Source organism: Methylobacterium sp. JK268 (genome assembly GCF_054052225.1).
In genome coordinates this window covers 41,117-53,870 of sequence record NZ_JBSVZN010000046.1, presented here as the reverse complement: position 1 = coordinate 53,870, position 12,754 = coordinate 41,117, and the positions used below count along the sequence as shown (strand labels likewise).

The 12,754-nt window shown below is 73.6% G+C and carries 10 protein-coding genes; 9 read left to right on the top strand and 1 reads right to left on the bottom strand.

Features of this window, described 5'->3' with window-relative positions:
- The first annotated feature begins 206 nt into the window (after window positions 1-206).
- The gene (locus ACW9J6_RS32205; RefSeq protein ID WP_457120403.1) at window positions 207-1,943 is read left to right on the top strand and encodes an adenylate/guanylate cyclase domain-containing protein; all 1,737 of its coding nucleotides are present in this window, start codon (window positions 207-209) and stop codon (window positions 1,941-1,943) included.
- Between the two features lie 121 nt (window positions 1,944-2,064).
- Here the strand turns inward: ACW9J6_RS32205 and ACW9J6_RS32200 are convergent, their stop codons facing one another.
- A complete protein-coding gene (locus tag ACW9J6_RS32200) occupies window positions 2,065-3,213 on the bottom strand; it encodes a transglycosylase SLT domain-containing protein (protein ID WP_457120402.1) in 1,149 nt (382 codons plus the stop codon).
- A gap of 339 nt (window positions 3,214-3,552) precedes the next feature.
- Here ACW9J6_RS32200 and ACW9J6_RS32195 point away from each other — a divergent pair, with 339 nt between their 5' ends.
- The 8 genes from ACW9J6_RS32195 to ACW9J6_RS32160 all read left to right on the top strand — a co-directional run bounded on the left by ACW9J6_RS32195 (window position 3,553) and on the right by ACW9J6_RS32160 (window position 12,708).
- A complete protein-coding gene (locus ACW9J6_RS32195; protein WP_457120401.1) occupies window positions 3,553-4,743 on the top strand; it encodes an inositol-3-phosphate synthase in 1,191 nt (396 codons plus the stop codon).
- 2 nt (window positions 4,744-4,745) lie between these two features.
- A complete protein-coding gene (locus ACW9J6_RS32190; protein WP_457120400.1) occupies window positions 4,746-5,666 on the top strand; it encodes a hypothetical protein in 921 nt (306 codons plus the stop codon).
- Between the two features lie 388 nt (window positions 5,667-6,054).
- Window positions 6,055-7,227 carry a class I SAM-dependent methyltransferase gene (locus ACW9J6_RS32185; protein ID WP_457120399.1) on the top strand — a complete coding sequence of 391 codons (1,173 nt, stop codon included), beginning with the start codon at window positions 6,055-6,057 and terminating at the stop codon, window positions 7,225-7,227.
- On the top strand, window positions 7,227-8,246 hold the full coding sequence (locus ACW9J6_RS32180; RefSeq protein WP_457120398.1) for a Gfo/Idh/MocA family protein: 1,020 nt from the start codon (window positions 7,227-7,229) through the stop codon (window positions 8,244-8,246). The genes ACW9J6_RS32185 and ACW9J6_RS32180 overlap by 1 nt, the downstream gene beginning before the upstream one ends.
- A 19-nt stretch (window positions 8,247-8,265) precedes the next feature.
- Window positions 8,266-9,831, top strand: a complete 1,566-nt coding sequence (locus ACW9J6_RS32175) for a YcaO-like family protein (protein WP_457120397.1) — start codon at window positions 8,266-8,268, stop codon at window positions 9,829-9,831.
- Window positions 9,828-10,661: a sugar phosphate isomerase/epimerase family protein gene (locus ACW9J6_RS32170; RefSeq protein ID WP_457120396.1), complete on the top strand. Its 834-nt coding sequence runs from the start codon at window positions 9,828-9,830 to the stop codon at window positions 10,659-10,661. The genes ACW9J6_RS32175 and ACW9J6_RS32170 overlap by 4 nt, the downstream gene beginning before the upstream one ends.
- A complete protein-coding gene (locus ACW9J6_RS32165) occupies window positions 10,658-11,890 on the top strand; it encodes a glycosyltransferase family 4 protein (RefSeq protein WP_457120395.1) in 1,233 nt (410 codons plus the stop codon). Before ACW9J6_RS32170 ends, ACW9J6_RS32165 begins: the two co-directional genes overlap by 4 nt.
- A complete protein-coding gene (locus tag ACW9J6_RS32160; RefSeq protein ID WP_457120394.1) occupies window positions 11,890-12,708 on the top strand; it encodes a PIG-L deacetylase family protein in 819 nt (272 codons plus the stop codon). Before ACW9J6_RS32165 ends, ACW9J6_RS32160 begins: the two co-directional genes overlap by 1 nt.
- Window positions 12,709-12,754: the final 46 nt, after the last annotated feature.

Here is a 12,754-nt window from a genome sequence, read left to right as displayed (position 1 = left end):
CTCGCCCTTCGGGCTCGCTGCGGACCCGACAAGGGGTCCGCAGCCCTCTCCCCGCACGCGGGGAGAGGGGAAACCCGCGCCTCATCCGGCGAAGTGTGAATGAGCAAGCTCGTGCGGGGGAGGCTTGCGCCGCTTCGCCCTTCCATCCCACCCCACGGATCCCACTTCCTGCGCGAAAGCGACGCTTGCGCCGAGGTGCCCGCCCCATGGCTCCCGTGATCCCCGCCGCGCGCCCGGATCGCCGATCGGCCCCGCCCGCGGGATTGTGGCGCGGCTCGCTCGCCCAGCGCCTGCGCCTCGCCTCGGGGCTGATCCTCCTCGCCTTCGCGGCGACGCACTTCCTCAACCACGCCCTCGGCCTCATCGGACTCGACGCGATGCTCGCCTTCGAGCGCGGGCGCGTCGCCGTCACCCGCTCGCTGCCGGGCACCGCACTCCTCGCGGGCGCGCTCCTGGTCCATGCCGGGCTCGCCCTCGCCAAGCTCGCGAGCCGGCGCAGCCTGCGGCTGCCGGCCTGGGAGGCGGCGCAGGTGGCGCTCGGCCTCGCCATCCCGATCCTGCTGCTGCCGCACGTCCTCGGCACGCGGGTCGCCAACCTGCGCGACGGCCTGCCGACGAGCTACGCGGAGGTCATCACCCATCTCTGGCCCGACGCCATCCCGCGGCAGACGCTGCTCCTCGTCCTGGTCTGGGTCCACGGCTGCATCGGCCTGCACCACTGGCTGCGCCTCTCGCCCGCCTATCGCCGGGCCGCGCCGGCCCTGGCCTTCGCGGCGCTGCTCCTCCCGCTCGCCGCCACGGCCGGGATCGTCCAGCAGGGGGAACTGATGGCGCGCGACCGGGCCGCCGCCGCGCGGTTCGCGGCGCCGGACCTCGCCGCCCGCTGGCCGCTGCGGCGGCCGCCCGACGACCTCGTGGCGCTGAGCTCGCCCCTCCTGCTCGGGTTCTACGCCGCCACCGGCCTGGCGCTGGCGGCGGGCGCAGTGAGGGCCGCCGCTGCCTGGCGGGCGCGCCGGATCACCGTGACCTATGTGGGCGGCCCCAGCGTGCGCGTCGCCGAGGGCGCCACCCTCCTCGACATCAGCCGGGCGAACCGGATCCCGCACGTCGCCGTCTGCGGCGGGCGCGGGCGCTGCTCCACCTGCCGCGTGCTCGTCACCAAGGGCGGCCACTCCCTCGACCCGCCGGGCCGGCAGGAGGCCGCCACCCTGGCGGCGATCGGAGCGCCGGACGGCGTGCGCCTCGCCTGCCAGGCCCGACCGACCGGCGACCTCACGGTGATGCGCATCCTGCGGCCCCGGGGGTCGGACGCCGACACCGCGCTGCTCGGCGATCCCGACCTCGCCGGGGTCGAGCGCGACGTGGCGATCCTGTTCGTGGACGTGCGCGGCTTCACGCCACTCGCGGAGCGGAAATTCGCCTTCGACGTGGTCTACATCCTCAACCGCTTCTTCGAGGCGGCGGGCGGACCGGTGGCCGCGGAGGGCGGCTGGATCGGCGGCTACGCGGGCGACGGGCTGTTGGCCCTGTTCACCCACCCGGAGGGGATCGACGCCGCCTGCCGGGCCGCATTCCGGGCGGCGGCGCAGATCGACCGCGCCGTCCAGGTGCTCAACCGGCAGATCGCCGCGGAGCTGCCCGCTCCGCTGCGCGTCGCCATGGGCCTGCATGCCGGGCCGCTGGTGCTCGGGCGCCTCGGGCATGGCAACGACCGCCCGATGTCGGCGATCGGGCCGGCCGTCAACATCGCCAGCCGGCTCGAAGCCCTGGCGAAGGGGGCCGAGGTGCAGCTCGCCGCCTCCGCGGAGGCCGCCCGGCGCGCCGGGCTCTCCCTCGACGGGCTCCGGACCGAGGTCACCGACATCCGGGGCAGCGGGCGCCCCCTCGACGTGCTCTACGCGGCGCGGGCCTCGGACCTGACCGTGCCGGCACCGGCCGGCTGATCCTTACGAAAAATCGTCGGTGGGACGCGGAACCGCCCGCCGCGCCGCGCATTCTCCAAGCGATGCCGCGTGCCTCATCGCCTCGCGGCACCCGGTCCCGTGAGGAAGCTTCGTCAGGGCCTCACGGCACCAGCATCACCTCCGGCGGGAGGGCGTCACCCGGACGGCGGGCGTCGATCCGGCTCGCCAGCGACGCCGCCGACTGGAACCGGTCGATGCGCTTGTCGATCATCAGGTCGAGCCGGCCGTAGACCTCGGCCACCGTGAGGCTGCGCGTCCGCTTGCCGCGACGCTCGTAGAAAAGGTTGCGGTTGGCGCGCGCCGCCGCGCGGAACGCGCGCTGGGCCGGCTGGTTCGGCTTCTCGGCCGTGAGCTTCATGAAGCGGCTGGCGCTCGACGCCCCGAGCAGGTGGGCGAAGTAGCATTCCGTGTGGTTGAGGTCGCGCCCGAGCCGCTGCTCGATGCGGGCGCGGTCGCGCTTCATCATCTCGCCGGCCATCAGGCTCGCCGCGTAGGGATCCCGCCGCAGGGCCAGGATCCGCCGCCGCGCCGCGGCATCCGCCACCGACAGCCCGCCGCCGCGCCGCTCGATCAGCGCCGCCTCCTCGGCGTAGCCGTGCTGCGCCCCGAAACTGCGCAGCAATTCGAGCCACGTCCCGTTCAGGAACTGGAACAGCCCCGCAGCCGACGACGTGGCCGCCTCCGCGTCGGGGCGGAAGCTCGATTCCTTGTCGGCCAGCGCCATCAGGTAGACCGGGTCCACGCCGGTCTCGCGGGCGGCGCGCACGATCGTCGCCACGAGGCTGCGGGAGACCTGCAGGTCGCCGAACGCCACGGTCTCCGCCTCGCCCGCGCCGGCGGCGAGCCGTTCCAGGTCGATCCGGATCAGTTCGGCCGTGCTCGGGAATTCCTGCGGCAGGGGGGCGCCGCGCCACTCGCCCGGCGCCGGGGCCACCGCCATCGCGGGCAGGACGGAGCGGCGCGGGGCCACCACGTCGACGCGGTCATGCGCCGAGGCGGCCGGCGCCACCGCGTCCGGGGGCAGCATTCCGGCGAGCGCCAGCCCGACGCCGAGCGCCTTGACGGCCCGGGCGGTGAACGAGCGCCCCGGGGCCCGCGCCGCGCGGCGCTTCTCGCTCAGGGGGACCAGCCACCGCACCCCCTCGTCGTCCAGCCCCTCGTTGACCAGGTCCTCGTCGACCCAGTCGACCGCGGGCACGAGTCGGTGCGCGTCGTCGGCGCAGAGCGCCGGCTCCGGGAAAACCCCCATGTCCTTGCCTTCATCACCGCCCGGCCGATTCGTCCCGGCCGCGCCTTGCTTCGTCAGGGCGCGAAGCTCTGGCGGCCCGAAGTGTTCAGAATGGGACAGCGTGGCGTTAACGGCCGGGGTCTTTTTGCGGCGCGGTAAGTCCCTGTCCGGCCACAGCTCCGGCGAAAATGCGGCGGCCGGCCCGACCGGCGGCCCGACGGGCGCGAGCAAAAATTGTCCTAATCTGTCGGGAACCAGCGATCGTCTGGTGCATTTCCCCCGGCCACGCAGAGCGGCGCGCGCCCCGTCTGGTCCTTCCTCCACCGCGCGGTCGTCTCAATTGAAGGAATTCCCTATCCGATGAGCATGCAGACCGGTCGCCGCGTCGGCGTCGCTTTCGTTGGCATGGGTGGGGCCGTCGCCACCACCGCCATCGCCGGCATCGAGATGATCAAGTCCGGGTCGAACCGTCTCGATGGGCTGCCCCTTGCGGGCAAAGCGGTCGCCGGGATGGCCGGCTACAAGGATCTGGTGTTCGGCGGCTGGGACCTGAACGGCGACGACCTCGGCGCCGCCGCGAGCAACCACGGGGTGCTCACGCGCCAGGACCTGGAGAACGGCGCCCAGGTGCTCAACACGATGCGGCCCTGGCCCGCCGTCGGCAGCGCCAAGTTCTGCAAGAACATCGACGGCCAGAACCGGATCGTCGCGAAGGACCACCGCGAGGCGGTCTCGGCCATCAGCGACGACCTCGCGCGGTTCCGCGCCGAGGCGGGCGTCGACGAGGTGGTGGTGGTCAACCTCGCCTCGACGGAGCGCTGGCCCGACCTCGACGACCCGACCCTGAACTCGCGCGAGGCGTTCGAGAAGGGCCTCGACGCGAGCGACGAATCGATCAGCCCGGCGATGCTCTACGCCTACGCGGCGATCACGAGCGGCATGCCCTACGCCAACTTCACGCCGAGCGTGGCGGCGGACGTGCCGGCCCTCATCGACCTCGCCCGCGAGAGGAACGTCCCGGTGGCCGGCAAGGACGGCAAGACCGGCCAGACGATGATGAAAACCGTGCTCGCCCCGGCGCTGAAGTCGCGGGCGCTGCACGTGGACGGATGGTTCTCCACCAACATCCTGGGCAACCGCGACGGCCTCGCCCTCAACGACCCGTCCTCGCTGCAGTCGAAGCTCAACACCAAGGGCACGGTGCTCGACTCGATCCTCGGCTACCCGGTCGAGGACCACCTGGTGCACATCCACTATTACCGGCCGCGCGGCGACGATAAGGAAGCCTGGGACAACATCGACATCACCGGCTTCCTCGGCCAGAAGATGCAGATCAAGGTCAATTTCCTCTGCAAGGATTCGATCCTGGCGGCGCCGCTCGTGATCGAGATCGCGCGCGTCCTCGACCTCGCCAAGAAGCGCGGCGACGGCGGGGTGCAGGAGCAGCTCTCGCTGTTCTTCAAGGCGCCGATGGTCAAGAACGGCCACGGGCCGGAGCATGCCTTCGGGGCGCAGGAGCGCATGCTGTTCGACTGGCTCGGCGTCCACTGAGCATGGCCGACCGCCCGATCCGCGACGCGGCGGCTCCGGCGCCGCTGCGCGCCCTGCTCGTGGAACTCAACGACCTCAAGCGGGTGCGCTCGGCCGGGCGGCGCGGCTCGATCGCCGAGCGGCTCTTCGCGCAGGCGTGGAGCGCGCTCTGCGGCGGCGCGGATCCCGAGCGGGTGGCCCTGCGGGTGACGGCGACCGCGCTGGCCGCCGCCCGCCTGGGCGACCTCGACGCGGCCTTCCTGGCGGCGGCGGGCGTGGGCGACGGGGAGGCGGCCGGGATCCTCGGCCGCGCCTTCGACGAGGTCGCGACCGAGCTGGACCCCTCCCTGCGCGACGCGCTGCGCCGCGCGCTGGTCGATCCGGAGGCGCTTCCGGCCGGGCCGGTGCCGGGCTTCGTGAGCCTGCTCGCGGCCCAGCCGCGGGCGGGGGCGACCTGTCCGGGCCGGCCCCGCATCGTGCTGGAGCCACCCGAGAACCACGCCGAGCACTGCCTGATGGTGGCCGTGTACGGGGTGGTGATGAGCCCGTTCTACCGGGCCGATCCGGCGACCGTCTTCCTGGCGGCGCTGGCCCACCACCTGCACAACGCCCTCATGCCGGATGCCGGCTTCACCGGGGAGGTGCTGCTCGGCGGGCATCTCGACGCGGTGATCGCCCGGACGACCGACATGGCCCTCGCCGAGCTGGAGCCGGCGCTGCATCGCGTCGTGGCGTCGGCGCGCCGCATCCTGCCGGACGACGCCAGTGCGGAGGGCCGCGCCTTCCACGCGGCGGACGTCGTGGACCGCGTCCTGCAGATCGCCCAGCACCTGCGGGCGGCGACGCTCACGATGGACACGGTGCTCGGCGAGATGGCGCTGGTGCACGAGGGGCCGGTCAAGGGCTTCCACGACCGCGTTCTCGCGGAGATGCGGCTGCCGTGACGGAGGGAACGGGCGGGTTGGCGCACCGGGTGAAGCATTGCGCCTCCGCGCGCCTCGACAGTCGCACATCGCCGGATGAGGTGCGGGTTTCTCCTCTCCCCGCGTGCGGGGAGAGGGCTGCGTCCCCCTGGTCGGGGACGCAGCGAGCCCGAAGGGCGAGGGTGAGGGGGCGGTTCCGAAGGAGCCTCATCCTGCGCCGCCCCCTCACCGTCGGGCCGATCGCTTCGCGATCGGTGCGCCGCCTCGTCTCACCCCCGACAAGGGGGGTTCGACCCTCTCCCCGCACGCGGGGAGAGGAGATGCGCACGCGCCGTCGTTCGAACCAGCGAGCAGGTGCGGTCAAGGGTTGCTGCCGCAGCCCCTCGCCCCCGCGCGCCGGAGCCGCCCCGTGATCCCCTTCGGCCTCCTGTCGCCCGAGACCGGCGAACCGCTCCATCCCGACACCCCGCACTCCTTGCGCGAGGGCCGCACCGGCCCGCGCTGGCCGGTGATCGACGGCATCCCCTACCTGCGGGTCGGCCGCCAGGACCTCGTCCGCGAGAGCCTCGGCCACCTCGACAAGGGCGCGCCGGGCCACGCCCTCGAACTCCTCCTCGCCGACCAGGACGCGTGGTGGACCGGACCGCGCCCCGACCCGGCGCAGCTGCGCGACCTCGTGCGCGACCTGAAATACATCTCGTTGCGCGAGGCGGTGGCCCGGCTCGGCTGGGGCCGGGTCGGCGACTACTTCGTGCACCGCTGGACGGATCCCACCTTCCTAGCCGGCCTCGCCCTGCTGGAGGCGCACTGGAACGCGCCCACCTGCGCGTTCGAGCTGGCCTGCGGGATCGGCCACTACCTGCGCGAGCTCCAGGGCCGCGGCGTGAAGGTCGCCGGCGGCGACGTCGTCTTCGCCAAGCTCTGGGTGGCGCGTCACTGGGTGGTCGGGCAGCGGGCGCAGCTCGTCTGCTTCGACGCCGGCTCCCCGCACTGGCCGATCCCGGGGGCGCCGGTCGATCTCGTCCTCTGCAACGACGCCTTCTACTTCCTGGCCGACAAGGGCGGCCTCCTCGGCGCCCTGCGCCGGACCGCCGGCGAGGAGGGCTGGCTCGCCCTCAGCCACATCCACAACAGCGCCCGCGCCGGCTTCTCGGCCGGGCACGCGGTCTCCGCGGCCGAGATCGAGGACCTGTTTCCCGACGGCCTCGTCTACGACGATGCGGAACTCGCCCGCGCCCTCGTCGCGGCGCGCGCGCCCGTGCCAGCGGCGCCTGCGGACCTCACCCACGTGGAGGCCTTCTCGGTGGTGTGCGGACCGGGGATGCGCCCTGCTCCCCGCGCCCTCGTGGACGGCCTGACGCTCCCGCCGGACGGGACGGTGCTGCGCCTCAACCCGCTCTACCGGCCCGCGCCCGAGGGCGACTACGCCATCGCCTGGCCCTCCGAGCGCTACGCGGCGGAGTACGGCCCGCTCGTCACCTACCCGCCCCGCTCCCCCGGGCCCGAGACGGTCACGGCAGGCCCCGAGATCGCCGAGCGGGTGCGGCGGCGCGAATTCGTGTCCCTGCCGGAGCGCTGGTGATGGCCGAACCCGCGCCCGTCGGCTGGGGCATCGTCGGCTACGGCTGGGTCGCCCGGGACTTCATGGCCCCGGCCATCGCGCGGGCGGGCCACCGGCTCGTCGCGGTCTGCGACCCGGGCGCCGAGGCGCGCAACGCCGCGGAATCGGTGGGGGCCCGGGCGCACGCGGATCTCGCCGGTCTCCTCGCCGAGCCGGCCGTCGAGGCGGTCTACGTGGCGACGCCCAACCACCTGCATCGCGGCGCCGTCGAGGCGCTCGCCGCCGCCGGCAAGGCCGTCCTGTGCGAGAAGCCGATGGCCGCGACGCTCGCCGACGCCGAGGCCATGGCGGCAGCGGTCGCCCGGGCCGGCATCCTCTACGGCACCGCCTTCGACCAGCGCCACCATCCCGGCCACCGGGCCATGCGCGCGGCGATCCGCGCCGGCCGCGTCGGCACCGTGACGGCTTTGCGGATCGTCTACGCCTGCTGGCTCGACCGGGACTGGGCCTCGCTGCCGGGCCTCGCGAACTGGCGGATCGATCCCGCCCAGGCCGGCGGCGGCGCGCTGATGGACCTCGCGCCCCACGGCCTCGACCTCGCGGAGTTCCTGCTCGGCGAGCCGATCGCGGCGATCGCCGCGCTGACCCAGGCGCGGGCCCAGGTCTACGCGGTGGATGACGGCGCGCTGCTGATCGGCCGCACGGCATCCGGGATCCTCGCGAGCCTGCACGTCGCCTACAATTACCCCGAGGCGCTGCCGCGGCGCCGGCTTGAGATCTCCGGCACCGCCGGCCTGCTCACGGCCGAGAACACGATGGGTCAGGATCCCGGGGGGCGGGTGACGCTCACGGACGGAGCCACCGGCCGCACCGAGCCCCTTGCCTTCGACGCGGAGGCCTCGCCCTTCCTGGAACAGGTCCGGGCCTTCGGCCGGGCGCTGCGCGACCCCGCCGGGCGGGACGCGTGGTCGGCCGCCCGCGACCTCGACACCATGCGCCTCATCGCGCGCGCCTACGCCTCCGCCGAGGCGGCGGCCTGACGACCGGAGCGACCGACACGTGACGAGCGACACGATCCGCCCGCGCCGCCCGCGCCCGTACCGCTTCGGGGGCCGACGCGTCATCGAGGGCCTGCCCGCCGATCTGCCGGACGCGGCGCGCGCCTATCTCGACGTGCTGCCGGAGGGCCGCATCGTCGGCTTTCCCCTCGCGCCCCTCGACCGCACCGGGGTGCCGACCTGGTTCGTGTCGCTCTTTCTCGACGACCCCACCTTCGTCGGCGCGATGCCGAGCGGCATCGGCTACGGCGCCACCGACGACGAGGCGATCATCGGCTCCATCGCGGAGATCGCCGAGAACCTGATGCCGAGCGTCGCGCTCATTCCCCGCAAGAAGGAGCGCGGCAGCTACCATGACCTCGTGCGGGTGTTCGGCGAGGGCTCCGTCGCCGACCCGCTCACCCTCGGCCTCCCGGCGGGCAGCCCCGTCGACCGCGACACGGTGCTGGAATGGACGCAGGTCGTGCGCGCCCGCACCGGCGAGCCGGTGCTGATGCCCCTCGACATCGCGGCGACGGACTATTTCGAACTCTCCGACGACTACGTCCCCTTCACGAACCTGATCACCAACGGGCTCGGCGCCGGGCCCGACCTGGACTTCGCCCTCGGGCACGGCCTGCTCGAATGCCTGCAGCGGGACGGCAACGGCCTGCTGTTCCGCGCCCTCGACCAGGGCGTGATGCTCAACCTCGACGGGATCGGGCCGGAGACCCGCGCCATGCTCGACCGGCTGGAGGCGCAGGGCATCCGGGCAATGCCGAAATTCGCCACCGACCAGTTCGGCTTCGCCAACCTCTACTGCGTCGGCTACGACCGCGACCCGGCCCGCGCGCCGGCGCCGATCGCGCTCTCGGCCTGCGGCGAGGCCTGCGATCCCGACCGCGAGCGGGCTTTGCGCAAGGCGCTCCTCGAATTCCAGGCCGCGCGGGTGCGCAAGGCCTTCGGACACGGGCCGCTCGACCTCGCCCGGCGCATCACCCCGCCCGGCTACGTCGACGCCTTCATCGAGACCGCCCTGCCGAGCCTCGACAAGGAGGAGGGCCGGGCGCTCTCCGCGATGCTGCACTGGATCGACAAGCCGGCCGAGACCCTGCGCGGCTTCCTGGCCGACAGCGTCTTCTCGGAGCGGAGCACCAAGCCCTTCGCGGAGCTGCCCTCGACGCCCGCGCCCGACGGGCAGGCCCGCGGCCGCCTCGCGCGCGAGCGCCTGGAGGCGGCGGGTTTCGACGTCCTCTACCTCGACGCCTCGCCGCCGGGCGGCGGCGTCGGAATCGTCAAGGCGATCGTGCCGGGGCTCGAGGTCGAGACCATGAGCTACTACCGGATCGGCGAGCGCAACACCGCAAAGCTCATCGCGCGCGACCACCCGCTGATCCGGTTCGGGCAGGAGAGCGAGACCCTGCGTCCCGTGCGCCTGACGCCCGAGGCCCTCGAGCGCTTCGGCGGCCAGCCGCTCTTCGACACCGCCCTGGCCGACCGGATCGTCGGCCCTCTCTATCCCCTCTACCGGGAGCCGGAATCGCATCACGCGCCGTTCCGGCTGGAGCATCGCGGGAGGGCCGCGTGAGCCTGCGCTTCGCCTACAACACCAACGGCGCGGCCAACCACCGCCTCGACGACGCCCTCACGCTGATCGCCGAGGCCGGCTACGACGGCGTCGCGCTCACCCTCGACATTCACCACCTCGATCCCTTCGCGGAGAACTGGGGGCACGAGGCCGAGCGCGTGCGCGGGCGCCTCTACGGGCTCGGGCTCGGCTCGGTGATCGAGACCGGGGCGCGCTTCCTCCTCGATCCGCGCGCCAAGCACGAGCCGACCCTGGTGACGGCCGACCCGGCGGGCCGGGCACGGCGCGTGGCCTTCCTGCAGCGGGCCGTCGACATCGCCCAGATCCTCGGCTCCGAGGCGGTCTCCTTCTGGGCGGGAGTGCCGAAACCCGGCGTCGATCCGGAGCGGGCGCGGGACTGGCTGCGGGCCGGGCTGGAGGAGGTGGTCGCCTATGCGCGCGAGCGCGGCGTCGTCCCGGCCCTCGAACCCGAACCCGGGATGCTGGTCGAGACCCTGGACGACTACGCGGTCTTGCGGATCGAGGGCCTGTCGCTCGCCCTCGACACCGGCCACTGCCTCGTCACCGGCGAGCGCGACCCGGCCGCCGCCGTGCGGGAGTTCGCCGGCCGCCTCGGCACCGTGGCGATCGAGGATATGGCGAAGGGCATCCACGTCCACCTGCCCTTCGGCGAGGGCGACATGGACGTGCCCGGCGTGCTCGACGCCCTGGAGGCGGTGGGCTTCCGCAGGCTCGTCTGCGTGGAACTGTCCCGGGAGAGCCACCGGGCGGACCGGATGATCCCCGACGCGCTCGCCTTCCTGAAGACCTGCCGGGAGGGCCGGGCGTGAGGATCTGCTTCGTCAGCCGCCGCTACTTCCCGGCCATTTCCGGCATGAGCGTCTACGCGCAGAACCTGCTGCGCGAACTCGTCCGAGCGGGCCACGACGTCACGATGGTGAGCCAGTACCGCGGCGACGCCTTCGGCACGGGGGTCTATGGCGGCGGCCCGCCGCCGCCGGTCGCGGGCGTGCGGGTGATCGGCCTGGAACAGACCGGGGAGCAGGAGGGCGGCGACTTCGAGCGCGACATCGACGCGATCGTGGCGGCGATCGCCGCCGAGCATCGTCGGCAGCCCTTCGACATCCTGCACGCGCAGTACGGCTACCCGACCGGCTGGGCGACGCTGCTCGCGTCGCAGGATCTCGGCGTCCCGAACGTGGTCTCGATCCAGGGCGGCGACGGCCACTGGGTCGGCTCCTGCTGCGAAACGCATCGCCTCGCCATGGTGCGGGTTCTCGCCCACGCCAACGCCCTGCTGATCGGCGGGCAATCCTTCGTGCGGGAGGTCTGCGATCGCCTCGGCGCGGATCCGGCGCGCTTCACCATCGTGCCGGGCGCGGTCGATACCGAGCGCTTCCGCCCGCCCGCGGGCTGGACCCCGGGCGACGCCGCCGACCCGGTGCGCCTGTTCTATCACGGCCGCGTCGACCGCCGGAAAGGCGTGCTCGACGTCCTCGACGCGCTGAGCCTCCTGCGCCTGCGCGGCACGCCCTTCGCGGCCACGATTTCGGGCATCGGCCCCGACGTCGATCCGGCGCGGGCGCTCGCGGCGGAACTCGGCTTCTCCGAGGACCAAGTCCGCTTCACCGGCTACGCCGATTACGACGCGGTGCCGGCCCTCTACGGCCAGGGCGACGTCTTCGTCTCGCCGACCTACGCGGAGGGGTTCTCGAACACCATCCTGGAGGCGATGGCGGCCGGGCTCGCGGTGGTCTCCACCCACGCGGTCGGTGTCTCCGACTGCCTGCGCGACGGCGAGAACGGCCTCCTGGTGCAGCCCGGCGACGTCCCGGCCCTGGCGGAGGCGCTTCACCGGGTGATCGTCGAGCGGGATCTCCGCGCCCGCCTCGCCGCCGCGGCGCTGGAGGAATGCCGCCGGGTCTATTCCTGGGCGGCGGTCGGCCGGCAGATCATGGAGGTCTACGCGTCGCTGCGCGGCCGGATGCCCAACCCGGTCGATCCGGCGCTGCCGCACGATCCCTCCTGCCGCTTCCGCGCCGAGCCGCATCTGCTCTGATGCCGGTCGCGCTCGCCCTCTCGCCGCATCTCGACGACGCGGCCTTCTCCTGCGGCGGGACGCTGGCGCAGCTCGCCCGCGGCGGCTGGCGCGTCGTCGTCGCCACCCTGTTCACCGCGAGCGTGCCGGAGCCGCGGGGTTTCGCGCTCGCCTGCCAGCTCGACAAGGGACTCGGTCCGGAGGTGGATTACATGGCCCTGCGGCGCGAGGAGGACGCGGCGGCCTGCGCTTCCCTGCGGGCGGAACCGCGCCACGTGGCGCTGCCGGAGGCGCCGCATCGCGGCTACGGCTCGGCCCCCGCCCTGTTCGCGGATCTCCTGGCCGGCGACGACGTGCGCTCCGCCCTGGGCGGTCACCTGCGGGTGCTGCTGGCCGAGTTCCGTCCCGACCTTCTGCTCGCGCCGCAGGCGGTGGGGGGCCACGTCGACCACGTCCAGGTGGTGCAGGCCCTGCGCGAGATCGCGCCCGGCGGGCCGATCCTGTGGTGGCGGGACTTCCCCTACACGGTGCGCCATCCCGACCCGAAGGAGCCGTTTCGGGCGATGGTCGGCGGGTTGCCGGAGGCGGTGGTGCGGCTCTCGGCGGAGGATGCGGCGGCCAAGCGCGCGGCCTGCGCGGCCTATGCGAGCCAGCTCGGCTTCCAGTTCGGCGGGCGCGCGGGGCTCGATGCCCGGCTCGCGGCGGAGGGGGACCGGGAGGTGTTCCGGGTGGGCGGACCGCTGCTGGGTGTGCTCGACCTTGCGCTCGACCCTCCCCCCTCTGCGGGGGAGGGTGCCCCGCGGAGCGGGGCGGGAGAGGGGAACCACGGTTTAGGATAGATCTGGACCGTGGTGACGAGCGCCACTTTTAGATAGTCGTCGCGCC